At 59.6% G+C, this 22,404-nt stretch carries 20 protein-coding genes, 2 tRNA genes and 1 other RNA gene; 13 read left to right on the top strand and 10 right to left on the bottom strand.

What is annotated here, in order from left to right; translation table 11 throughout:
* Window positions 1-181 precede the first annotated feature (181 nt).
* Entirely contained in the window at window positions 182-766 is a 585-nt protein-coding gene (locus MHJ63_RS03335) for a TetR/AcrR family transcriptional regulator (protein ID WP_052048184.1), read from the bottom strand.
* An 84-nt stretch (window positions 767-850) separates the two neighbouring features.
* Here MHJ63_RS03335 and MHJ63_RS03330 point away from each other — a divergent pair, with 84 nt between their 5' ends.
* The 8 genes from MHJ63_RS03330 (at window position 851) to MHJ63_RS03295 (ending at window position 9,074) form a co-directional block, all read left to right on the top strand.
* The gene (locus tag MHJ63_RS03330) at window positions 851-2,062 is read left to right on the top strand and encodes an MFS transporter (RefSeq protein WP_084590272.1); all 1,212 of its coding nucleotides are present in this window, start codon (window positions 851-853) and stop codon (window positions 2,060-2,062) included.
* Window positions 2,059-2,649, top strand: coding sequence for a hypothetical protein (locus tag MHJ63_RS03325; RefSeq protein ID WP_035754245.1), 591 nt, complete (start codon window positions 2,059-2,061; stop codon window positions 2,647-2,649). The genes MHJ63_RS03330 and MHJ63_RS03325 overlap by 4 nt, the downstream gene beginning before the upstream one ends.
* A 381-nt stretch (window positions 2,650-3,030) precedes the next feature.
* A complete protein-coding gene (locus MHJ63_RS03320) occupies window positions 3,031-4,116 on the top strand; it encodes an ArdC-like ssDNA-binding domain-containing protein (RefSeq protein ID WP_035754247.1) in 1,086 nt (361 codons plus the stop codon).
* A gap of 1 nt (window position 4,117) precedes the next feature.
* Entirely contained in the window at window positions 4,118-5,026 is a 909-nt protein-coding gene (locus MHJ63_RS03315) for a bifunctional DNA primase/polymerase (protein WP_035754249.1), read from the top strand.
* Window positions 5,023-5,754, top strand: coding sequence for a DUF2637 domain-containing protein (locus tag MHJ63_RS03310; protein ID WP_052048186.1), 732 nt, complete (start codon window positions 5,023-5,025; stop codon window positions 5,752-5,754). Before MHJ63_RS03315 ends, MHJ63_RS03310 begins: the two co-directional genes overlap by 4 nt.
* Before the next feature lie 211 nt (window positions 5,755-5,965).
* Window positions 5,966-6,427 carry a single-stranded DNA-binding protein gene (locus MHJ63_RS03305; RefSeq protein WP_035754251.1) on the top strand — a complete coding sequence of 154 codons (462 nt, stop codon included), beginning with the start codon at window positions 5,966-5,968 and terminating at the stop codon, window positions 6,425-6,427.
* A gap of 10 nt (window positions 6,428-6,437) precedes the next feature.
* Window positions 6,438-7,001 carry a hypothetical protein gene (locus MHJ63_RS03300; RefSeq protein WP_035754253.1) on the top strand — a complete coding sequence of 188 codons (564 nt, stop codon included), beginning with the start codon at window positions 6,438-6,440 and terminating at the stop codon, window positions 6,999-7,001.
* A gap of 234 nt (window positions 7,002-7,235) precedes the next feature.
* The gene (locus MHJ63_RS03295; protein WP_338110371.1) at window positions 7,236-9,074 is read left to right on the top strand and encodes a recombinase family protein; all 1,839 of its coding nucleotides are present in this window, start codon (window positions 7,236-7,238) and stop codon (window positions 9,072-9,074) included.
* Here the strand turns inward: MHJ63_RS03295 and MHJ63_RS03290 are convergent.
* From MHJ63_RS03290 to msrA, 4 genes are all read right to left on the bottom strand, one after another.
* Window positions 9,031-9,107: transfer RNA gene (locus MHJ63_RS03290), tRNA-Val, on the bottom strand. The two genes, MHJ63_RS03295 and MHJ63_RS03290, sit on opposite strands and share 44 nt — an antisense overlap.
* Before the next feature lie 141 nt (window positions 9,108-9,248).
* Window positions 9,249-9,836 (bottom strand): serine O-acetyltransferase EpsC, encoded by a 588-nt coding sequence (gene epsC, locus MHJ63_RS03285; protein WP_035754261.1) that lies wholly within the window; start codon window positions 9,834-9,836, stop codon window positions 9,249-9,251.
* A gap of 37 nt (window positions 9,837-9,873) precedes the next feature.
* Window positions 9,874-10,806 (bottom strand): cysteine synthase A, encoded by a 933-nt coding sequence (cysK, locus tag MHJ63_RS03280; protein WP_035754263.1) that lies wholly within the window; start codon window positions 10,804-10,806, stop codon window positions 9,874-9,876.
* Between the two features lie 143 nt (window positions 10,807-10,949).
* Entirely contained in the window at window positions 10,950-11,516 is a 567-nt protein-coding gene (gene msrA, locus MHJ63_RS03275; protein ID WP_035754265.1) for a peptide-methionine (S)-S-oxide reductase MsrA, read from the bottom strand.
* A 67-nt stretch (window positions 11,517-11,583) separates the two neighbouring features.
* On the opposite strand from msrA, the gene MHJ63_RS03270 reads away from it, so the two are divergent.
* Window positions 11,584-12,450 (top strand): Nif3-like dinuclear metal center hexameric protein, encoded by an 867-nt coding sequence (locus MHJ63_RS03270; protein ID WP_239446166.1) that lies wholly within the window; start codon window positions 11,584-11,586, stop codon window positions 12,448-12,450.
* A 115-nt stretch (window positions 12,451-12,565) separates the two neighbouring features.
* Window positions 12,566-13,297 carry a zinc ribbon domain-containing protein gene (locus tag MHJ63_RS03265; RefSeq protein WP_052048187.1) on the top strand — a complete coding sequence of 244 codons (732 nt, stop codon included), beginning with the start codon at window positions 12,566-12,568 and terminating at the stop codon, window positions 13,295-13,297.
* Here the strand turns inward: MHJ63_RS03265 and MHJ63_RS03260 are convergent.
* Window positions 13,294-14,061, bottom strand: coding sequence for a YaaA family protein (locus MHJ63_RS03260; protein WP_275435863.1), 768 nt, complete (start codon window positions 14,059-14,061; stop codon window positions 13,294-13,296). The two genes, MHJ63_RS03265 and MHJ63_RS03260, sit on opposite strands and share 4 nt — an antisense overlap.
* A 70-nt stretch (window positions 14,062-14,131) precedes the next feature.
* Between MHJ63_RS03260 and rnpB the strand changes: the two genes are divergently transcribed.
* An RNA gene (rnpB, locus tag MHJ63_RS03255) (RNase P RNA component class A) lies at window positions 14,132-14,504 on the top strand.
* 293 nt (window positions 14,505-14,797) lie between these two features.
* Window positions 14,798-16,177, top strand: coding sequence for a glyceraldehyde-3-phosphate dehydrogenase (locus MHJ63_RS03250; protein ID WP_232219233.1), 1,380 nt, complete (start codon window positions 14,798-14,800; stop codon window positions 16,175-16,177).
* 116 nt (window positions 16,178-16,293) lie between these two features.
* On the opposite strand, the gene def is transcribed toward MHJ63_RS03250, so the two are convergent.
* Window positions 16,294-16,869 carry a peptide deformylase gene (gene def / locus MHJ63_RS03245; RefSeq protein WP_035754274.1) on the bottom strand — a complete coding sequence of 192 codons (576 nt, stop codon included), beginning with the start codon at window positions 16,867-16,869 and terminating at the stop codon, window positions 16,294-16,296.
* A gap of 37 nt (window positions 16,870-16,906) precedes the next feature.
* A complete protein-coding gene (locus MHJ63_RS03240) occupies window positions 16,907-18,457 on the bottom strand; it encodes a DUF1846 domain-containing protein (RefSeq protein WP_084590276.1) in 1,551 nt (516 codons plus the stop codon).
* Window positions 18,458-18,943: 486 nt separating this feature from the next.
* Here MHJ63_RS03240 and MHJ63_RS03235 point away from each other — a divergent pair.
* A protein-coding gene (locus tag MHJ63_RS03235) for an IS3 family transposase (protein WP_239446165.1) occupies window positions 18,944-20,169 on the top strand; the annotation gives its coding sequence in 2 pieces (ribosomal slippage) (window positions 18,944-19,223 and window positions 19,223-20,169; 1,227 coding nt in all).
* Window positions 20,170-21,443: 1,274 nt separating this feature from the next.
* Here the strand turns inward: MHJ63_RS03235 and MHJ63_RS03230 are convergent.
* Together MHJ63_RS03230 and orn are read right to left on the bottom strand one after the other, a co-directional pair.
* A tRNA-His gene (locus MHJ63_RS03230) sits at window positions 21,444-21,516 on the bottom strand.
* 178 nt (window positions 21,517-21,694) lie between these two features.
* A complete protein-coding gene (orn, locus tag MHJ63_RS03225; RefSeq protein ID WP_084590360.1) occupies window positions 21,695-22,237 on the bottom strand; it encodes an oligoribonuclease in 543 nt (180 codons plus the stop codon).
* Window positions 22,238-22,404 lie beyond the last annotated feature (167 nt).

The raw sequence follows: 22,404 nt of genomic DNA, 5'->3' as shown, positions 1-22,404 counted from the left end.
GTGCCAATTCGGCGGATCCCTCCTCTCGCCCGGCACGATCACTGTGCTTGCAGAAACCGCACGTGTTTGACGCCACTATCTAGTTTTGCCGACGTCTTTGGTGGAGCACTCCGCAGAATCAGCCCGGTAGTTCCATTCGTACAGGATCGGGTTCGTCGGCCGCGAGATACCCTCGTCATATTTATTCGCGCACGAGTGTCGCCGCAAAGTTCGCAGACCATTGAACAGCGGTATCGAGTGCTGTGTCGAGAGTCTGCCCGAGGATGAGTTGGGTGAGTTGCGGGATCGCGACAGGCCAGGCCGCGAGCCCGATGATCGCGTGGAGCATATGCGCTGCCTGTGAGCGTTGGAGCCCGAACGCATCCGCGAAGGAGTCGACTTTGTTGGAGTACTTCTCACGTCGCTCGCTGTCAATTTCGTTGCCCGGGCGCAGTTCCAGGGCTTCCCATTGCAGCAGGCGCAAGAGTTCGGGATGTTGCCGGTGATATGTGGCCACTGAGGTGACGTACTCGATCACCTTCTCGGTGCGGGTCCCTTGATTAGGTAAGGCAACGATCTCTAGTAAATCGTTGAGGGCATCTGCAACAACGGCAGTGAAGAGTCCTTCCTTGTTCCCGAAGTACGCATACATGCGCTGCTTATTCACCTGTGCCAGCGCGGCAATTCGATCCGTGCGAGCACCCGCGAGCCCGTGCTCGGCGAACTCGGTGCGCCCCGCTACCAACAGGGCCTCTCTGGTGCGTGCCGCCTGCGCCGAGATCGTCATGTTCTTAACCCTACGGGTCACCAACCATCGATGCAACCAACTAGATAGTTGTCCAACTAACTGGTTGGTTGGTATGGTGGTGGCATGACAGTCCAGGAACACCAGAAGGCCGAGACTCGTGTGGCTCCGTTCGGTGCGACGGCGACCGTGATCGCAGTGACCGCGATCGTGGTGCTCTCTCAGCTGTACGGGGCGATTCCCTTGTTCGCGCCGGTGCAGGAGTCGTTCGATTTTGCTGGTGGTGCGGTCGCCTGGGTGCAGACCTCGTTCGGAATCGCCTACGCCGCAGGGTTTATCGCCTGGGGGCCTGCGGTGGATCGCTTTGGGCCCAGGCGAGTCATGCTCGTGGGGTTGTGCGCGTTGAGCGTCGCGACGGTGGCCACGTCCGTTGCGCCCACCGCCTCGTGGTTCCTCACCGGCAGGGCCGTGCAGGGGGCTTTGGCGGCGAGTTTCGCTCCGGCGGCATTCGCCTACCTCGGTGCGAGACCTGCACGAGCGCGCCGTGCTGTGTCGATCACCGTGCTCACAAGCTCCTTTCTCGCGTCGGCGGTGATCGGACAGGTCGCCGCACAGGTGGCGACCGAACGTCTGGATTGGCCGTGGTTTTTCTGGCTCGGCGCCGCAGCCCTCGCCCTTTCGGCTTTCGCAGTGAGGGCCGTGCTCCTCCCCGACATCCCTTCTTCTCAGACAGCCAACAACCCGGCGCGTATCCTCGGTCGCCTCCTCCGGCGAGTACCGGTGATCGTACTGCTTGTCGCGACAGTGCTGGTGCTCGGGCCGATGATCGCCCTCTACACCGCGATCGGCGCTGCTGCCGTGACCGACAGCAGTGAACTTCTCCTCCTGCGGGCCAGCGCGCTGCCCGCTTTGGTGTGGGCTCCGTTCGGCACTCGGTGGCTGAGCCGCGTCTCCCCACCGCGCAGACTCACCGGCGCGTTCATCATGGCCGGGATCGCCGCCGCGGCCGTCGCTCTGGTACCCGATAACGTTATCGGCACGGGGATAGCGATGTTCGGCGTCGCCGCAGCCGTCGCCGTGGCGGCTCCGGCAATGATCCAAACACTCGCCGGGCATGCCCCTGAATCACAAGGGTCAGCCACAGCTCTCTATACCTGTTTCCTCTTCTTCGGAGCCAGCATCGCGCCCGCCATCGTTACGACAACAGCGGCTTCGGTGCCCTCAACCGCGGTGACTTCTGGGCTCATGTCGGTGGCTGCCGCAGCTCTTGTTATCCTCTCCCGCACCCACCCCATTCAAACCTCATCCCGCCGCTCTCGAAAGGAATCATCATCATGACCACTCACGCCACCAGCACGCTACCGGCCGGGCTGACAATCCCAGAAGATTTCACCTACGAGTTCGTTCGGCACGAGTTGCATGAGAACATTCAGGTGACCGTCACGCGCTACCAGCGCACCCCGGGCTTAACCTACGGACATGAACACGTCACCACCGTGATCGGCACCGCCGACGGCATCCTTTATGGCTACACCAATCAGACCGCCACGGTCGCCGAGCACACGCTGCCAGAGGCTAACGCCGCCCGCAACATCGCGTTCGGCTTCCTGAACAGAGTCGACGCGGACTACGCGGCTCGGCTGAGCGAGCGGTGGATCGACCGCCACGATGAACTGATCAGAACCGGCCGGAACGAACAGGCAGTGGTAGCCGGAATCAAAGTCAAAACGGCACACACCAACGGGCTCTACGCTTGGGTCATCGTCAGCGAGCACGGCCAGGTGGTCACGTTCGAGCGCGACGTCGCCTGGAACAGTGCCGAGGCCCGCCGCCACACCCACATGTGGCTCCACGACCAGTGGATCATCGCCCACGACAACGGCGGCCCAGAACTCGACCCGCCCCTCGCTCGCCTCACTCAATAGCCCGCGCAAAGATATGTGCTATGCGGTGAGCCACTAAATTCACGAACCACGCCGACTACAAATATCCCGCAATGAGGAACGAAATCATTGCCCGATCCCATGTGTCAGACTGCGAAGCTGGCCCGTGATGCATGGACGGGAAGCGGTCGGGAATGGGACATCTCCGGTGTCCTTCGGGACGTCTTCCGCGACACCGCCGCCCGAGGCTGGATTTTGACTGGTAAGCCGGTAAGGACTGTCGGGTTCAGTGTTGTTCCTGGCGGTCGTCCCGTACTTTGACTTCCGTCTCGTCGCCCATGTGTTCCCGGCGTACCTGGTAGTCGCAGGCCCTGCTCGAACGGTGGCCTGTGCACAGACAGGTTTCTGGGAGAGGCGGACGCGATGGCAAAGAAGTGGGAGGAAGCACGAGCAGCGCGTGAAGCGAAGCTTGACGGGATCCAGGAGCGCTTGGCCAGCGCGGTCGATGGCCTCGTAACTGGTGAGGATTGGCAGCGCGCGATGACGTTCGCGGCGAGGTTTCGGTCGCGGTCGTTCAACAACACATTGCTGATCTGGTCCCAGCATCTCGATGCGTTCGAGGACGGGCGCGTACCCGTTGCGGAGCCGTCGTATGTGGCGGGGTTCCGGCAGTGGCAAACGCTCGGCCGTCAGGTGGATAAGGGCCAGTCGGGGTACATGATCTTCGCCCCGGTCACCGCTCGGTTTGCTTCGGCAACTCCTGCCGATGCGGCGTCGTGGCGCAGGTTGGAACGCGGTGAGAAACCGCGCGCGGGTGAGGTCGCCCGTTCGAAGATTGTCGGGGTGAAACCCGCTTACGTGTGGGATGTTTCGCAGACCTCGGGTGAGCCAATTCCTGAACGCCCATTGCCGGTGCTGTTGGAAGGCGAAGCCCCCGATGGGCTCTGGGACGGCCTTGCTGCCCAGATTGAGGCCCGCGGGTTCACGGTGCTGCGGGTACCGCATGAGGGCATGATCCACGGCGCGAACGGGCTCACCGACTACGGTGCGAACACGGTCGCGGTGCGGGAGAACATGTCAGCTGCGGCGCAGGTGAAGACGCTCACGCATGAGCTGGCACATGTGATGCTCCACGGACCGAATAATCCCGATACATCAGGGCATCGCGGGGTTGGTGAGGTGGAGGCCGAGTCGGTTGCCCTCATGTTGGGTGCTGCGCATGGAATGGACACTGCTGGTTACACGATCCCGTACGTGACCGGTTGGGCCAGCACCGTGAAGGACTCATCTCCGGTCGAAGTCGTACAGGCTGCCGGTGAACGGGTGCGCAAGGCCGCGACCGAGATTCTCGATCAGCTCGACACCGTACAGGTTGGGGCTGGTGACCCTCCCGGTCTGGTGCGGGACACATCGCGACGCGAAGCGCGTCAGCACTCAACTCCACAACCATTGCCTGAGCCGTCACCGCCCTCGGCTGTAGGTAGCCGTGAACCGGTGAGGGGGCTGTGACATGGCGACCGTGTTCAATGCTCTCGCCCGCATTCAGCACCTACCACTGCTGGATGCTGCGCGGTTGCTCGCGTCGGCCGGGGTGCCGGTGTTTCCATGCGTACCGGGTGAAAAACGCCCTCTGACCAGGCGTGGCTTCCATGACGCGACCACCGATCTGAACCAAGTGTCGGCGTGGTGGGATCGGTGGCCGAGCGCGAATCTCGCGATCCCCACCGGTCCCGCCTCGGGCATCGAGGTCGTAGACGTCGATATCAGTTCAAGCGGTTCTGGGTTCCCTGCGTTCCAGCGTGCACGCCGCGAAGGAATCGTGCACGGGTGGGCGGCGCTGGTGCGCACCCCGTCGGGCGGGTTGCACGTCTATTTCCCCTCCGGTACCTCGCGGGAGCAGCCTTCGTGGCAGGCACCCACGGCACAGATCGATTTTCGTGGCACCGGCGGCTACATCCTCGCCCCGCCGTCACAGGTGCGCCAGCCCGATGGTCACTTGAGACCGTACGAGTTGCAAAGCACCGGCTTGATAGAACCATCGCCGGTGGATGCGTCTCGCCTGCGGGACTTCCTCGACCCACCACGCCCCTCACTTACCCACCAAGATTGGATGGAGCCGCGTCGAGGTCTTGATGTGCAGCGGCTGGAACGGTGGGTCGCAGCCCTGGGTGAGGGCGAACGGAACCGGGGCTTGTTCTGGGCAGCGTGCCGCCTCGCCGAAAACAACACTGCCGTTCGTGACACCCTCGCGGCGCTGGGGCCTGCGGCGGCACACGCGGGACTGGGAGCGCGGGAGATCAGCACCACGATCCGCTCCGCATACCGTCCCACCGATTCCGCTCCTCGTGAGCCAGCAGGCAACGAATTGGCACCGCGCCGTTCTCCACCGCAGCAGGCTCTGGGCCGGGTGATTGCATGACGACCCCGATGTTGCGGCGTGGTGGGCGGCTCGCGGTGAGTACCGCCGTGGCAGGAACGGTGTTGATCGCCCTTGGCGCGTTCTGGTTGTCGTTCACCGCGCTGGCGGACCTCGCGCGTAGGTCTGGGATTAGTGAGGGGCAGGCGTGGGCGTGGCCGTTGATCGTGGACGGCATTATCGTCGTCGCCACTGTCTCCGTCGTTGCTTTGGCTGGTCACCGTGCGGCCTGGTATCCGTGGATGCTACTGGCCGCAGGGGCGCTCGTATCCGTGACCGCGAATGCGCTGCACGCAGTCATCGCCGCCGACGCCGACGTACCAGGGCTACTGGCCGCCGCTGTTGCCGCAGTGCCGCCACTGGTGCTCCTTGCGATCACTCATCTGACCGTCATCCTCACACGCCCGATCGCCCCGAACAGTTTCCCGTCCACGGCCGCGACCACCCTGGAGTTCGTCGAGGAAGCAGATGTCGATGGCGAGCAGGAGGATGCCGCGTGGCTTCCCGTTCCTGACTCTCCTAGCACTGCGACGCCGCCGTCCACTGATGAAGCACCTTCCATCAGCCCCGATCCGGGTGAGCTGGACCGGCGCACGGTTGCTGCTGGGCTTCGCGAGCAGGGCTGGTCAAACAAGCGCATCGCCACACATTTCGGGGTGCACCCCTCGACCGTGGGGCGATGGCTGCCCCAACCGATTTCCATCACGAATGAACAGGAGACATCACCATGAATACCAAGCAACCCCCTCACGTCACCAACCTCCGATCATGGGTCACTCGTGACGACGCGAAAACACTACGCGCCGACCGCACCGAGATCGAAACCTTCCTCCAACAACGCCCATAACCCTGACCGGGCTGGGGAGGGTCGTGCACCTGTCTGACACGGGGCGATCTTCAAACCGAGAAGGCCGCCGCTGAGTTGTCAGGAGGACGGGACCGATGGCTATTCACACGCAGCAGTCCTTTTCAGGCTTTATCGCATCGCAACCGCAGCTGACCTACACCGAGAACGGGGATGCTCGTTTGTTCGTGAAGGTCGGCAAAGAACATTTCCGCCAGGAACAAGATGGGTCGTTCACTGAGCTGGAGCCGACCTTTCACAACCTTGTCGCGTTCAAGGCCGCTGCTGAGCAGGGGCATGCCCGACTGTCGAAGGGCGACCGGTTTATTGCGGAGGGTTTCGTTCGCGAATACACCTACGAACGTGATGGGCAAACTATCAAGGGCGAAGAGTTCACTGCTCGCAGAATCGACCATGACATGGCCCGCACCCGGTACGAGGTGGACCGCACACCGAGAGGGAAGACAGCCGAACGCGAAGCGGTTTCTCGCGATGCATCCGCATTCGATCTTCCAACCCAGTCACGCTCCGGCGCTGCTTCACCCGGTATGGGGATCTGAGGCGGCGATCATGAGCGACTACAGCATTGGACCTGATGAGATCGACGTTGATGCTCTCGGGAATGAGAGTTTTGATGTTTCCTCAGAGCCCCCACACCCGGTGAACTGGAACCCCCTGAGTGCTGATGATTTGGAGGCCGAGTGGCTTGAACTTAACCGATGGGTTGACTGGGTCCGTAAAACATATGGGCTCCCGGCAAGCGTGATCCCACCGTTCTGGCATCACCACCCTGAACTTGTGTGGGAGCTGTCTGCACTACACCTGCACTGGCTCTGTGCCTACGACCCAGAGCAAAACGGATCAGCACCTCTGGGATGGCACCGTGATTTCGTGGATGCCCGACAGCGTCTTCGCGACTGGGTCGCAGCCTCCGGCACACGCCTCGACCGAGACCGCCCGACGCGGCAGACCACCTGGCCCGGCGAAGAACCGGCACCGCACGTCGAAGACATTGTCATCGAGGACCGCGATGACGAGTTCACTGATTTCGTGCTGGCTGAAGTGAACGTTCGGCGTGCACAAGAAGATGAGTTCTACCGAACACTCGATCCTGAAACCGGGGAAGTGTCATGAGTGCCCCCGATCCGCGTCTCCCGGCCCGAATGCGAGACTATGAAGTGCATGCCGAGCTTCGGGAATCCCCCGACCTGCAACGTCTTGCCCAAGTCTTTATCGGAATGGCTCTCACTCGCAGCGAGCAGACCCGCATCGGCCGCGAGGGCTCGGGCAGCGCATCTGGGAGCTGTCAGCCCGGTGAGATAGAATCTAGAGACGTAAGAAGCTAGCGGTCAGGCCTTCGGCTTGTCCGTGGTGCGCAGTCCTGTTTGGCCTATCGTGGCTTACCTGGCTGGCTCCGCTGAGAGTCGTCCAGGTCTTGTTTCCTTTTACGAGTCGCACCGCACGAGCGGTACAGGCTGCTCGTGTTGGCCCCACCTATGGGGAGAGGAAACACAACCCGTGAGCACCACACAGCAACCTGCCGCCAACGACTTCACGCACCTCGGTGCAACCACCGCCGTCGCGGTCTCATACCTACGCGTCTCCACGAAAGAGCAAGCTGAACGCGGAGGTCGTGACGAAGGCTTCTCTATTCCCGCTCAACGCGAAGCGAATCTACGCAAAGCCCGCGACCTCGGCGCGATCGTGGTCGAAGAGTTCGTCGACGCCGGTGAATCAGCCCGGAAGGCCGACCGCCCGGAACTGATGCGGATGATCGAGTACGTCAAAACCAACCACGTGGCCTATTGCATCGTGCACAAGGTTGACCGCCTGGCACGTAACCGAGCCGATGATGTCGCGATCCATGTCGCGCTCAAAGACGCCGGGGTCATGCTGGTCTCGGCAACAGAGAACATTGACGAGACTCCCTCGGGCATGCTGCTCCACGGCATCATGTCCACCATCGCCGAGTTCTACTCCCGCAACCTCGCCAACGAAGTCTCTAAGGGCATGAGCCAAAAAGCGATGACCGGTGGCACCAACGGAAAAGCACCCATTGGGTATCTCAACGTGACCACGCGCGATGAACTCGGCCGCGAGCTGCGCATCGTTGAACCTGACCCCACACGTGCAGAGATCGTGAAGTGGGCATTCGAGGCATACGCGACGGGCAACTACTCAACTGCAATGCTCCGCGAAGCCCTCATCGACCGGGGCCTCACCACACCGCCCACACCGAAACGACCAGCACGGCCACCCGCGCTATCGACGGTGCAGAAAATGCTCTCCAACCCGTACTACAAGGGCAGCGTGTCGTTTCGGGGTGCCACTTACGACGGCATCCACGAACCACTCGTCGGCCCCGAAGTCTGGTACCGAGTCCAATCAGTGCTCGGCGCAAAACAAGTATCAGGCGAGAAAACCCAAACCCACGATCACTATCTCAAAGACACCGTGTTCTGCGGTGAGTGCGGCTCCCGACTCATGGTCACCAACGCCAAGAGCCGCCGTGGCGTCATCTACCCGTACTTCATCTGTGCCGGTCGTCACGCCAAACGCACCAACGGTGAACGCAAAGCAATGTATGTGCCTGATGTTGAAGCCGCGGTCGAAGACTACTACCGGCGCATCCAAATCCCTGAGCACACCATCCAGGGATTGCGTAGCCTCATCACCGCGCAATTCTCTCAACTCCACGCCACCGTCAAGCAAGAACGCAACGCACACGTGCTCGAACACGACGACCTCCAGGCAGAGCGTTCCAAACTTCTGCAAGCCCACTACGCGGGGGCGGTGCCGCTTGATCTCCTCAAGTCAGAGCAGGATCGCATCGGCAGACGGCTCGCGTTCCTCGAAGCACAGATCGAAGCCGGTGACATGGAGTACGAACTGGCAAGTGCCCACCTGGACGACTGCCTCGCACTGGGCAGAGACTGCTACAAGCTATACATGAGCATCGATGACTCGCTGCGGCGCATCGCCAACCAGGCGTTCTTCGACAAGCTCTACCTCAGCGAAGAGGGCACCGTGATCGGTGAGCCAGGCGAACCGTTCAACGCGTTCTTCGACCCGGGTGTGCAGACAACAGCGGCCCGCCACGAGGGGCGGGCCGCTGAGTCGAGGTCTCAAACCGGTAATGTTGCCGGTTTGAACAACGACCTTCTGGTGGGTCCAGAGGGACTCGAACCCCCGACCCTCTCGGTGTAAACGAGATGCTCTAGCCAACTGAGCTATAGACCCAACTGTTTGTTCTCAGTTCACTTTCGATCCCTGAGCACGAACATTCACCTTACCCTAGTTTTTCTGATTTACCCAACTGGGGCGCCCGATGTGGCAATCACCACATCGAACGCCCCAGTTTAGAGCCCGAATTCCAGCCCGCTAGATCCACATCGCCGGGTCGACGTATTCGCCCGGATCGACCGCCGGTTTGCGCTCGTCCGGTTTAGCCGCACGCGCCCTACCTGGCACGCCTGTGATGATCGACCCTGGATCGGCGTCCTTGACCACAACCGCGTTAGCGCCTATCTGCGAATCCGCGCCAATCACAACCGGACCCAGAACCTTCGCGCCAGCGCCGATAGTGACGCGGTCACCGATGGTCGGGTGCCGTTTGATCTTCGCAAGCGACCGCCCGCCAAGGGTCACGCCGTGATAGAGCATCACATCGTCACCGATTTCCGCGGTCTCACCGATCACGACACCCATGCCGTGGTCGATGAAGAAGCGGCGGCCGATGCGCGCGCCAGGGTGGATCTCGATGCCGGTCGCAAAGCGGGTCAGCTGCGAAAGGGCCCGGGCAGGGAGCCTCAACAACGGCGACGCGTTCCACATGCGGTGTGCCAGCCGATGCATCCAGATGGCATGCAGACCTGAATACACGATCGCGATTTCGGCGCCAGAGCGCGCCGCCGGATCGTGTTCCCGCGCGTTCTTGATGTCTTCCCGGAACGTGGAGATGAATCCCACAGAGGGTCCTTTCGGCCAAAGAATGAGCTAAACCGTTTTAGCCGCGGATGTCATCGTAAAGCATCGTGGAGATGTAGCGCTCACCGAAGTCCGGAACAACCGCAACAATGAGCTTGTCACGGTTTTCTTCGCGCTTAGCAACCTCAAGCGCTGCCCACACGGCAGCGCCCGAGGAGATACCGCCAAGGATGCCCTCCTTTGCACCAAGCGCGCGAGCAGTTTCGATGGAAGCGTCGAGCGGAGCGTCGATAACTTCGTCGTAGATCTCGCGGTCGAGGACCTCAGGGACAAAGTTCGCGCCGAGGCCCTGGATCTTGTGTGGGCCCGCGTTGCCTTCGCTCAGCAGTGGGGAATCGGCTGGCTCTACTGCAACAACCTTCACGCCGCTCTTCTGCTTCTTGAGGTAGCGGCCGGCACCCGTGATGGTTCCGCCGGTGCCAACACCGCCGACGAGGATGTCAACGGCGCCATCGGTATCGTTCCAGATTTCCGGGCCGGTGGTTGCCTCGTGGATTTCCGGGTTGGCTTTGTTGGAGAACTGGCTGGCCAGGATTGCGTTATCGGTCTCCTGGACGATCTGCTGGGCCTTCTCAACTGCGCCGCGCATACCGTCAGCACCGGAGGTCAAAACGATCTCCGCGCCGAAAGCGCGCAAGATCACGCGACGTTCGCTCGACATTGTCTCTGGCATCGTCAAGACCACACGGTAGCCACGTGCGGCGCCAACCATCGCGAGTGCGATGCCGGTGTTGCCGGAGGTGCCTTCAACGATGGTTCCGCCCGGCTTCAGAGCTCCGGACTTCTCTGCGGCGTCGATGATCGCGCGACCGATGCGGTCCTTCACCGAGTTAGCGGGATTGTAGAACTCGAGCTTGACCGCGACGTTACCTGGAAGGTCGGCATCAAGATTGTTCAGACGTACGAGCGGGGTGTTTCCGATTGCTTCAGTGACGTTGTTCAGGATTGGCACGTCAGTGCTCCTTTCCTAGAAGAAATGCTTCCAAAAGACGTTTGGGAAGTGGAATGTGGGAGTTGTGGACTGGCGAGTCAGTCACCTTCGTGAGCGAGCCACGTTTGCCTTGGGATGAGAGGCCTCCCGACTGGTTTCGCTGTTCAGCCTAGGGAATTGCTTGCGGGCGTGTCGCTTTCAAGAAACTTAACGAAACGTGCCCTGGCAGCGCTCAGTTTGGGGTCGATGATGACATGGCAGTAGCCGGCCTGCCGGTTGCGTTGGTAGTAGTTTTGATGCTCGGTTTCAGCGGCGTACCACGGGCCTAGCGGTTCGATGTTGGTGACAATCGGCTCTGCCCAGTTGGGTTGATTACGTTCGATGGCCGCCTCAAAGAGCTTGGATTGTTGCTTGCTGTTGGTGAACAGCGCGGAGCGGTATTGGGTCCCGACGTCGTAGCCTTGCCGGTTCAGCGTTGTGGGGTTGTGCATCGTGAAGAACATGTCGAGCACGGTGTCATCGCTGATGACGGTGGGGTCGAAGGTCACGGCGACGGCTTCTGCGTGACCTGTGGTGCCGGTGCACACGCTGTAATAGTCCGCGGGTGCGTCGCCGCCTCCTGTGTATCCCGATTCGACGTGGTTGACTCCTCGTACTTGGCGGAACCAAGCGTCGAGGCACCAGAAGCATCCGCCTGCCATGACGATCGTGTGGTCGCTTTGTTGATTCATCAATTGGTTCAACACGTGCGGCGTTGGGAGTGTTCCCGAGACGGGGTTCACGGGTAGCTTAATTGTTATGAGTTCTACTGCATCGGATGTCTCAGCGGGCAAGGCTCCTACGCTCGCCACGGTTTGGGAGCACATCAATCGGCTGTGGCCTGAGTCTCTAGCGGAGTCTTGGGATGCCGTGGGCCCGGTGACGGGGCGACCTGATCAGCTGATTCGACGCATCGTGTTCGCGGTTGATCCGACCGAGGACGTCGCAGTTGACGCGATCGAACGCGGCGCTGATCTGCTCTTGACACACCATCCTCTGATGTTGCGGGCGGTGAACTCTGTTGCCGGCGACCGCTTCAAAGGCCGCGTAGTGCACACGCTGATCGAGGCTGGTTGCGCACTCTATACCGCTCACACCTCAGCGGATTCCGCTTTGGGCGGGGTTTCCGACGTCATCATCCGCGGCTTGGGCGTCGAACAATCCGAGCCGCTGGCGCCCGTTGATCGCGGTGTTGAAGGTGAAGGCATCGGCCGGGTGGGCGACCTGGCTGAGGAATGCACGCTAGCGGAGTTCGCCGAACGGGTCTACAGCATCATGCCGTCCGTGGCTGGCGGTGTCCGGGTTGCCGGCAGCCCGGAAGGGGCAGTCAAACGCGTTGCAGTGTGCGGCGGGGCAGGGGACTCGCTCTTCGATGCCGTACGCGAATCCAAAGCCGATGTGTACGTAACAGCTGACCTACGCCACCATCCCGCATCGGAAGCCCGCGAAGCCGCGGTGAATGACCGCCCGTACCTCATCGATGTATCGCATTTCGCATCGGAATGGTTATGGCTACCAGCAGCGGCCGATGCGTTGAGCCGTTCCCTGCAAGATGACGGCTTTGATGTTGTATGCCAGGTGAGCCAAGTCAACACGGACCCGTGGGATTTCATTCTGACCCCCTGAAATAGTCTCGCAGTTTGCAACGTTTCCAGCCCCGGCTTCTAGATGCGGGTTCAGGGAAGCGTGGGAGAATAGAAAGATAGGCAGTGAGGCCTCGGATACGGAAGTAGGGATCGTCGTGGTTACTGCAACACGTGAGCATCAAGAGCTGTTGCTTGAGATTCAGGATTTGATCTCCTCGGTGGCTCAATGGCGCCGCGAACACGATGCGGTTGCCACAGCCGAACGCGTCCGTCAGGCGCGCGCCGATGCGATCCAAGCGCGTGCTGAACGTGACGATGAACTGCGCCAGCTTGAGGTGCTGAACCGTTCGGTTGCCGACCTTGAGAACGCGATCGCCGAGCTCGCAACAGATATCGACGTGAAGGAAGAGCAACTGCTTGCCGGTGTGGAGCCCCGAAGCGAGGCCGACCGTTTGGCGCGGATGCTCGATATTTTGCGTGAACGACGCTCCACCCTCGAAGAAACCCTTGTTGACACGGCCGAAGAGCGTGAAGAGAAACGAGCCGACGCTCAAGCCGCTGAACGTGTCCTGAGCTCGGCCGTGGCGGAGAACCACGCGGCACAAGTGTATGTGCGCGATACGCGGGCATCTCTTGTTGAACGTATTAACGAAGCCGAAGCTCAACGGCAAGAAGCGAGCGCCAAACTAGCTCCGGAACTGCTTGAGCTTTTTGAGAAGCTGGTCGCCGAACACGGGGTTGGGGTTGCCCGCCTCGATAACGACACCTGCACAGCGACCGGGTTGCCTTTGAACCCGCAAGAACTCGAACACATCCGGGCACTCGGGGAAGAGGAACTCGCGTTCTGCCCCCAAACCGGGGTTATCCTCGTGCGTGAGCGCGGCTAGTTTTCGTCGAGAACGATCGTGAGTTGTCCAGCCTTGCGTGGGGTGGGTTCGGTGAGTTCTGTTTGTGGCCAGTGTTTTTGCATCGCGGTGAGTAGGGCCTGCGGAGTTTGAGGGCCGTCGCCGCGGGTTTGCATGAGTAGACGAGCGACTATCCCGCGCGTGTGTTTAGCGTGATGCGAGACGACCTTGCGTTTCCCGTCTTTGATCTGGACTACGTTGACGGTCACGGTCTGTTGGGGGTCTGGAACGTAGGCTGCTTGATAGGCCGCTGAGCGGCAATCGACGATGAGCTCGCCTTCCGCGCGGTCTGCAAGCGCTGTGGCGAGCCGTGGTTTCCAGTAGGTCCCGAGTTTGCCGAGCTCAGGCAGCTTCACGTCCATCGACAATCGATACGCCGGGATGCGATCGGCTAGCCCAACAACACCCCACAACGCTGAGATCACAAAGATCCGGTCTGCGGCCTTTCTCTTCTGGGTTGGGCTCATACCTGCGTAGTCCAGCGCGTCGTAAAGCACACCAGTGTAGATATCGTGCGCGGGAGCGGCTGGGGCATCGAAGATATCGATGTTGCGTTCAATCTCGTGAGCAACAGCCTTGCCGACTCCAAGGACTTCCGCGGCATCAGCCCCCGCAGAAACCTCTTCAAGGTGGCGAGCCACTTCACGGCGGGCCTCGGCAAGTTCAGGGCATGCGAGCGAGTCAAGGTCGATGCTCGCGCCGTCGCTGGCGGGTGTCTTACCTTCGGAGGGCGGCAGAAGAATCATCACGATGGCCATCATAGCCGCGCAGAAACCTGAGCGGGCCGCATGCATGGGTAGGATGAAGAATGCGGAAGGAGACGGACAGACGATCGCGACACAGGTGTCGAGGAAAGTCCGGACTCCACAGGACAGGGTGGTGGATAACGTCCACTCAGGGTGACCTGCAGGAAAGTGCAACAGAGAGCAGACCGCCGCGATCCATGATTGGGTGCGCGGTAAGGGTGAAAGGGTGGTGTAAGAGACCACCGGCGCGCTAGGTGACTAGCGCGGCCAGGAAAACCCCACCCGGAGCAAGACCGAGCAGACTACGTGATCAGGCGGTCCGCCGAAGTAGTCGGGTTGGTTGCTTGAAGCCGCCAGCAATGGCGGCTCTAGATAGATGATCGTCCCGCGGGGTGCGGTAACGCGTCACGCGTACAGAATCCGGCTTATGGCCGTCTTCTTCCGCCACAGCACCGTTCTGGTACGCCCCCCTCAGGCGCTTCACGTCCAAGCTAGTCTTTGCGTGGAAGCGGGTGGCTTTATGGCTCTCTTAGCCAGGGCCGCTCCCTTAGGTAGAATGGTATGCGGATTAGCGCGCGCACCGAACAGGTGGGGCGGGCACCACATCGTCTTGGCCAGCGAACGCTCACAACATGCGTGGTTGCTGGCTGATCCAATCAACCAGGAGTTGTCAGTGACCCAGCAGACTGAAGCTGTATACGCAGACTGGAAGAACCGTGAGGCTCTAGCGGAGAAGATGATTCCGCTGATCGGTCGTCTCTACCGCGAGAACAACGTGGTGACCTCGATCTACGGTCGCAAACTGATCAATGTTTCAGTAGTCGACATCCTCAAGGCTCACCGTGTGGTTCGCCGCATTGAGGGCAAGGAACTCGACCCGCAGCGCACCTACGATCTGCTGGTGAAGCTCGATGAACTCAACCCAGGCAACGTTTCGATCGACCTGGGCCGTCTGAACCGTGCACTCGAAGAAAAGGGTGCAGACGACGCGGATGCGTTCCTCGCTGAACTCTACGCAGACGTTCTAGGTCAGAAGGCAGACGCGAGCGGCGCTCGTGACGTAGTCCTTTACGGTTTCGGGCGCATCGGCCGTCTCCTGGCCCGCATCCTCATCGAACGCGGCGGTGTAGGCCTGCGCCTGCGCGGCGTTGTAGTACGTAAGGGCGCAGATAACGACCTGCAGAAGCGCGCATCCCTGCTGCGCCGCGACTCCGTCCACGGTGCATTCGACGGTTCGATCGTTGTTGACGAAGAGAACAACACGATCACCGCTAACGGCACCCAGATCCAGTTCATCTACGCTAACGATCCAGCCCAGGTGGACTACACCCAGTACGGCATCGAGAACGCCATCGTGGTTGACAACACCGGCCGCTGGCGCGACGAAGAAGGCCTCGGCCAGCACCTGCAAGCCAAGGGCACGAGCGCCGCTCTGCTGACGGCCCCAGGTAAGGGCGAGATCAAGAACATCGTGTTCGGCGTCAACGACGACGACATCACCGCCGAAGACACGATCCTCTCAGCAGCGTCCTGCACGACCAACGCGATCACCCCAGTCCTGAAGGCCGTCAACGACCGCTACGGCGTTGTACAGGGCCACGTCGAGACCGTCCACGCGTTCACTAACGACCAGAACCTCATCGACAACTTCCACAAGGGCGAGCGCCGCGGCCGCTCCGCAGTCCTGAACATGGTGCTCACCGAAACCGGTGCCGCGAAGGCAGTAGCGAAGGCCCTGCCAGAGCTAGAAGGCAAGCTCACCGGTAACGCCGTACGCGTCCCAACCCCGGATGTTTCGATGGCGATCCTCAACCTGACCCTTGAGAAGGAAACCTCGGTCGAGGACATCAACAACTTCCTACGCGAAACCTCGCTCTCGGGTGAACTGCACAAGCAGATCGACTACACCGACTCCCCAGAGGTTGTGTCCACTGACTTCGTCGGTTCCCGCCGCGCCGGCATCGTTGACGGCCGCGCAACCATCGTTGCAGCCGACAAGAAGCACGTGATCCTCTACGTTTGGTATGACAACGAGTTCGGTTACTCGTGCCAGGTGGTACGCATCATCGAGAAGATGGCAGGTAGCCACCCGGTCGCAATCCCAGCCGTCAAGTAAGGCAGCCGATTCAGCCCGAGTAGCGGCATAGAACGAAAGGTGTGGCCCGGAGGAAAACCTCCGGGCCACACCTTTCTCCGTTGCATGCCTGTATCTGTCTGGCAGCGGGCGGGTTCCTAGTGTCCGAAGGGGTCAGGGTCAACACCGGGCATCCAGGTTAGCCCTGGCTCGGTCATCCCGGCTTTCTTCCGTTCGCGTTTCCACCGGCGGGTCCAGCGGTCATTGAGCATGTCAACATAGAGCTTCCCTTCAAGATGCCAGTATTCGTGTTGCAGGATGCGAGCGAACCAACCGGTCGCTTCGAAGTCAACGGGGTTACCGTCAACGTCGATACCGGTCAGGTGCGCGTAGTCGGCGCGCTGCAGCGGGAAATCCAGCCCGGGAACTGACAAGCACCCTTCGGTGTGCCGCTCCGGGTCAGGGTTAGCACCCGAGACCTTCGACAGCGTGATCTGAGGGTTGATGACCACGCCGCGGCTCGGTGCATCGTCATCATGCTCATCGTAGTCCCACGTGAAAATCCGCAAGCCCACACCAACCTGAGGTGCTGCAAGACCCACACCGTTAGCCGCATCCATGGTTTCGAACATGTCAGCAACCAAGGTGCGGACCTCGTCGTCAATCTCTGTGACGTCAGCGGCACGCTGATGCAGAACCGGCTCTGTATAGATCACGATGGGGCGTACGGCCACGAGGGAAGCTCCTGGTGTTGTTGGAAAACTGTGGGGTTTAGCGTTTGTTGTAGACGCCACGTGCTTGGAACACAGGCTCGGACGTCACCTGCACACCAAGGTTACGGAAGATGCCTTCGTCGACTGAGCCGAGGATTGTGGTTGTGTGGACGTCGCACCCGCGTAAGGCCTGGAGCTGGTCCAATGCGGCACGTGCGTTCGGGTCACGCTCCGCGGAGACCGACAACGCAATCAGGACCTCGTCGGTGTGAAGCCGCGGGTTCTGGGATCCGAGGTGATCGATCTTCAGCGACTGGATTGGGCGGATCGAGGTAGGCGCGAGCAACTGCACTTCTTTGGGAAGCCCTGCAAGATACTTGAGCGCATTCAGCAGGGTCGCCGAGCACGTGCCGAGCAGAGCGGATGTTTTACCCGTGATGATGGTGCCGTCGTGCAACTGGATAGCTGATGCCGGGGCGTCGGTTGCTTCAGCGACTTCGAGCGCTGGAGCGACGACCGCGCGGTCTTCGGGCGCGCAGCCTACCTTACCCATCACCAGAGAGATGCGGCGCGAATAGATCGGGTCAAGCCCCTCGCGGCGCTCTTGGACTCGAGCCTTATACCAGCGGCGGATGATCTCTTGGGTCGCGGCATCCCGGCAGACATCGTCGTCGATGATCGCGTCAGCAACCATGTTGACGCCCATGTCGGTGGGGGATTCGTAGGGGGAACCGCCAGCGAGTTCATCGAGCAGGGTCTTCAATAGCGGGAAGACCTCGACGTCGCGGTTGTAGTTAATGGCTTGCTCACCGTATGCGGCGAGGTGGAACGGGTCGATCACGTTGACATCATCAAGGTCCGCGGTCGCTGCCTCATAAGCGAGGTTGACCGGATGATTCAACGGCAGGTTCCAGACCGGGAAGGTCTCAAACTTCGCGTAACCAGAGGTCGTGCCGCGTTGGTGATCGTGATAAATCTGCGAAAGGCACGTCGCAAGCTTGCCAGACCCTGGCCCCGGGGCAGTGACCACGATGAGATCGCGGGTTGTTTCGACGTATTCGTTGCGCCCTAAGCCCTCGGGGGAGACCACCTGGTCTGTGTCGTCCGGGTAACCGGAAATGGTGCGGTGCACAGCGACCTTGAGTCCGAGCTTGATCAGGCGCGCCTTGAAGCGCTCAGCGGCCTCATTGCCTTCTTCGAAACGCGTCAAGACGATGTGCTCCACAAGGAAGCCCATATCGCGGAACGCGTCGATCAAACGTAGCGCGTCTTCTTCGTACGGGATGTTCAGATCGGCCCGGACCTTGTTCCTCTCGAGGTCTTTAGCGTTGAGCGTGATCAAGATCTCGAGTTCATCCGCCAGCGTCTGGAGCATCCTGATCTTGTTATCAGGGGTGAAACCCGGCAACACACGGGAGGCATGGAGGTCATCGAAGAGTTTGCCGCCCATCTCCAAATAGAGTTTGCCGCCGATCTGCTGGCGGCGTTCCGCGATGTGTTTGGATTGGAGGTCGATGTAGCGGAGAGGGTCGAACCCGACTTTGCGCTGGATCTGCGTGGACACGGTGCTACATCCTCCAAACTGTCGGGGGCGATTCAACTGCGGCATAGCCACAAGTTCCGCACCCTCCCAGCAGTCCGCGTGTGAATGCGGGCCTGGGCCATACAGAGGATAAGTCTAACCCCCGGAAGCGCCCGGAAAGGTATTTTGCTAGAAATGGCATGAGGTGGCCGCATAGTTGCGCCGCACTGAGGAGAAATGTTGTGCCGGCCACACCAGGAATGAGCGCTTCACGAACTTGGCAAGAAAGGTGTGTAACTTTCACTGATATTTTGCTGGAGATGTGGGCAACGTTGAGGATTCTTCTGGTTCGAGAAGGCGTTGAATGAGTCGGCGAGGAATAGCATGTTGGTTACGGCATCGAATACGTAGACCAGACGCGCGGGTTTGCACCGCGTACCGTCTCTAGTAACGCTAGTTCCCATACTGTCGGGAATCTCCGGGGCGGGCTAGTTCAGCTCCCGACCTGCCAACATCACTCGTTGTGAAGCGTCCTGGGTTTAGTTCCTACCTCAGCTAAGGAAGGATTGAACTATGCCTAGAAAGTATTCCGTCGAGTTCAAGGAGAAGGCGGTCCATCAGATCATCGAAATGGTCCGCCTGGAGTCCTGCTCACTGCAACGCGCCTACACGGAGGTTGGTGAGCTGCTTGGAGTGTCTCACCATACGTTGCGGGCTTGGTACCGTGACAGCGCTTCAGTACGCGATGACTCTGGCGCGTCTGGCGGCGAAACGATGGAAGAAGAGCTCAAGCGTCTGCGCCGCGAAAACCGTGAGCTGAAACGAGCAAACGGGATTCTTAAGACTGCTTCGGCTTTTTTCGCAGCGGAACTCGACCGACCCACGACCAAATGATCTCCTACATCGACGCATACAAGGATCAGTTTGGGGTCGAGGCCATCTGCCGAGTCCTCAAACAAGCAGATCGTGGATTCATTACTTCACGTGGCTACCGCAAAGCCACCACACGTGTTCCCAGTGCAAGGGCCTTAAGCGACAGCCTTCTCATCCCAGAGATACAACGTGTGCATGCGGAGAATTTCTCGGTTTACGGTATCCGCAAAATGTGGCACGCGATGAACCGTGAAGGCTTTCATATCGGCCGCGATAAGACCGCCCGATTAATGAAGCTAGCAGGTGTTTCCTGCCGCAGGCGTGGGCGAACGCCCGTGACAACGATTAGCCCGAAGACACCGGATCATCGCCCGGACCTAGTGCAGCGAAACTTTCGTGCACAAGCGCCAGGCAGGTTGTGGGTTGCTGACATTACTTACGTTCGCGCCCTGTCGGGATTCGCCTACACCGCGTTTGTCGTGGATGCCTACAGCCGAAAGATTGTTGGTGTTGCTACACGCTCGACGATGCGTACCGATGCGCTGCCCATGGAGGCCTTGGAGCATGCGTTAACGACTGCAGGGCGAATCCATGGAAACCGGTTAATTCACCATAGCGATCGGGGTAGCCAGTACGTGTCACTGAAGTATTCCACCGCGCTAGCGGAATCCGGAATCCGTCCGAGTGTGGGAACAGTCGGCGATTCTTATGACAATGCACTTGCCGAAACAGTCAATGGCCTCTACAAGGCGGAACTGATTCATGCCCAAGGCCCGTGGACATCGGTCGGAGAAGTCGAACTGGCCACCTTGCGGTGGGTGCATTGGTGGAACACTAAGCGGCTTCACGAAGCTTTGGACTACGCCACCCCACAGGAAGTCGAAACCGAGTACTATCTCACCCAGCCCATCAACACAGGGCCGTAAAAGAAGCGGAACTAAACCCAGGACGCTTCATTGCGTGCTACCCAAACTCAGATCACGCACAGAACACACAACCGTCTCCACGCTGGGACTGACTCGCAAGTTTAAGGCGACAGTAGGACCTAAGACTCGACGATTGCTAAGGATAATTAAGTATCTCGCGACATACGCAAAAGCCGCTCGAGCGGTTCCGCTGGCGTGTCAGTCTTCAGGCTACCTGGGTCGTTCGGAACACTTAGTTGCGAGAGCTCCGGTCCACATATATTAGGGCAAATATAGGTTTCCGTTTTTGTGGAATTGCTGCAGTCTGAACTCGGGCTTGCATTCGAGTAGTTGGGGGAAGGCTAGATCGGAAGCGCAGCACTTCGAGAACAGCCAATCTCTTGCTAGTGCCGGGCGTGTTCTTTATAAACGGCAACAAAGAGACGAGCACTGTCAGCAGTATGTATGCACACACAGCGAATGCAAGGGCGTAGTAGTTGTCAGTGAGCTGCATCGAATCATTCGCTTTAGAGGAAGCGATCACGCTCTCAAGCGCTGTCCCAAACGCGAATATGGTTGTGACTAGTAGCGCTGAGAGCGTTATTACGATCGTGAGGATCTGCGTTGCTGAATGAGCGTACGCTGCCTTGTATGACAAATAGGCGATCGACTGCTCTTGTGGGTCAGCAATATGTTCTTGTTCTTCCTTGGACATCAGCTCATTCACCGAGTCAAGGATCCGACGCCGCTTCCGCGTAGGACTAAAACGGTCAGAAACCCTTTTATAAAAACCTTTCATGCAGAAGATATTATCGCTTGATGAAAGGGGGGTCCATAAACATTTTCCAGCAAAGGCGCCCTATAGGACGTCTAAAATCACAACGAGAAGCGGGAGAAGTTGTGGTGACCATGAGTCCATTGACCTGGTACCAAGGATACGTGGGGACTAACTATCGAGGTAGCAACGTGTATCCATATCTCGCTTGCTCGGGTAGGTATTTCGGCAAGGATGAATTTAGAACGCCTGTACCACTGAGCCAAAGAATCTAGTGCCTCTTGGAGAACTGCTAACAAGTCAGCGAAGTCTCGCCCGGTTCGTCGCGAAGGAGATGAAAAAGGTCTCCCGACCTACAGGAGAAGCGGGCAGCACAGTTACGAGCCTCTCCGTTTCGCTCTTGGGTAGTGATGCTTGGTGAAGGATCTGAGTTGAAGGCCCGAAGCGAACAAAACGACGAGGCCCTATTCGTTGAGACAAGTATGTTGCTTGTCTCAACGAATAGGGCCTCTCGTACCTGGGTGAGTGACGGGGCTTGAACCCGCGACCTTCTGGACCACAACCAGACGCTCTACCGGCTGAGCTACACCCACCATATTCAGTTGTCAGCCTCCCACGTTGGTTTCGGCTGGAACCGAAGCGCCTGGGATTGAGGCAACAGCAGAGACTCTACACGTTAAAGTGTTGGCAACCTAATCGCATGCGTTCACCGTGGCGAAAGCAACACAAAAACGGGGTAGGCCTCGCTGCTGCTCATCGTAGCGCTGTGTTTCATGATCTCGCTGCCTTCATGATGGTGCGGCGGTAGTAAGCGAGCTCATCGATCGAGTCTTGAATGTCACCCAGAGCCCGGTGGTTACCGGTCTTAGCGGGTGCCGCATCGAAATCTTGCGGGTACCAGCGGCGGGCAAGCTCCTTGATCGAGGACACATCGACGATGCGGTAGTGCAGATGATCAATCACCTCAGGCATGTCCCGGGCCAAGAACAAGCGGTCATTGCCTACCGAATTACCCGCAAGCAGCGCGATGCCCGCCTCGGGGACGAACCGTTGAATATAGCTCAGAACAGAATCTTGAGCCGCTTGCATCGAAACACCGGCATCGAGCTCTTCCAACAACCCCGAATTCGTGTGCATACGAGTCACGAAATCGTCCATACGCTCAATCGCCCCAGCAAGTGGCTTGATGACCACGCTGATGCCCTCATCAACCGGCTGCAACTGCGCGTCAGTGATGATCACAGCGACTTCGATCAGGGCATCGTTAACCGCATCCAGGCCCGTCATTTCGCAGTCGATCCACACCAGCGGCATGTCATCGCGGCCCAACGTCCGGCTGTTGTGTGAGGTGGGTTTTGTTCCGATTGCAGATCCGGAATGATGAACCAGGTCAGATTTCGTTGCATGATCAGAGCGAGATTCCATAGATCTCAGCGTAACCTTAGGAGAGCACGGTTGTAGAGAACCGGGCTTATAAACAG

The organism is Pseudoglutamicibacter albus (genome assembly GCF_022346425.1).
Classification (GTDB): Bacteria; Actinomycetota; Actinomycetes; order Actinomycetales; family Micrococcaceae; genus Pseudoglutamicibacter; species Pseudoglutamicibacter albus.
The sequence above is the reverse complement of the archived record's forward strand: the minus strand, read 5'-3'. Positions and strand labels throughout refer to the sequence as shown.

Excerpts from the sequence above, each read along its gene's own strand:
- msrA (WP_035754265.1), bottom strand. The coding sequence starts at position 11,516 with ATGAATCAACAAAGCGACCACACGATCGTCATGGCAGGCGGATGCTTC.
- MHJ63_RS03335 (WP_052048184.1), bottom strand. The coding sequence starts at position 766 with ATGACGATCTCGGCGCAGGCGGCACGCACCAGAGAGGCCCTGTTGGTA.
- MHJ63_RS03310 (WP_052048186.1), top strand. The coding sequence starts at position 5,023 with ATGACGACCCCGATGTTGCGGCGTGGTGGGCGGCTCGCGGTGAGTACC.
- MHJ63_RS03250 (WP_232219233.1), top strand. The coding sequence starts at position 14,798 with ATGATTCCGCTGATCGGTCGTCTCTACCGCGAGAACAACGTGGTGACC.
- MHJ63_RS03315 (WP_035754249.1), top strand. The coding sequence starts at position 4,118 with ATGGCGACCGTGTTCAATGCTCTCGCCCGCATTCAGCACCTACCACTG.
- MHJ63_RS03330 (WP_084590272.1), top strand. The coding sequence starts at position 851 with ATGACAGTCCAGGAACACCAGAAGGCCGAGACTCGTGTGGCTCCGTTC.
- MHJ63_RS03270 (WP_239446166.1), top strand. The coding sequence starts at position 11,584 with ATGAGTTCTACTGCATCGGATGTCTCAGCGGGCAAGGCTCCTACGCTC.
- orn (WP_084590360.1), bottom strand. The coding sequence starts at position 22,237 with ATGCCGCTGGTGTGGATCGACTGCGAAATGACGGGCCTGGATGCGGTT.
- MHJ63_RS03240 (WP_084590276.1), bottom strand. The coding sequence starts at position 18,457 with ATGCCGCAGTTGAATCGCCCCCGACAGTTTGGAGGATGTAGCACCGTG.
- MHJ63_RS03320 (WP_035754247.1), top strand. The coding sequence starts at position 3,031 with ATGGCAAAGAAGTGGGAGGAAGCACGAGCAGCGCGTGAAGCGAAGCTT.
- MHJ63_RS03305 (WP_035754251.1), top strand. The coding sequence starts at position 5,966 with ATGGCTATTCACACGCAGCAGTCCTTTTCAGGCTTTATCGCATCGCAA.
- MHJ63_RS03300 (WP_035754253.1), top strand. The coding sequence starts at position 6,438 with ATGAGCGACTACAGCATTGGACCTGATGAGATCGACGTTGATGCTCTC.
- MHJ63_RS03260 (WP_275435863.1), bottom strand. The coding sequence starts at position 14,061 with ATGATTCTTCTGCCGCCCTCCGAAGGTAAGACACCCGCCAGCGACGGC.
- MHJ63_RS03325 (WP_035754245.1), top strand. The coding sequence starts at position 2,059 with ATGACCACTCACGCCACCAGCACGCTACCGGCCGGGCTGACAATCCCA.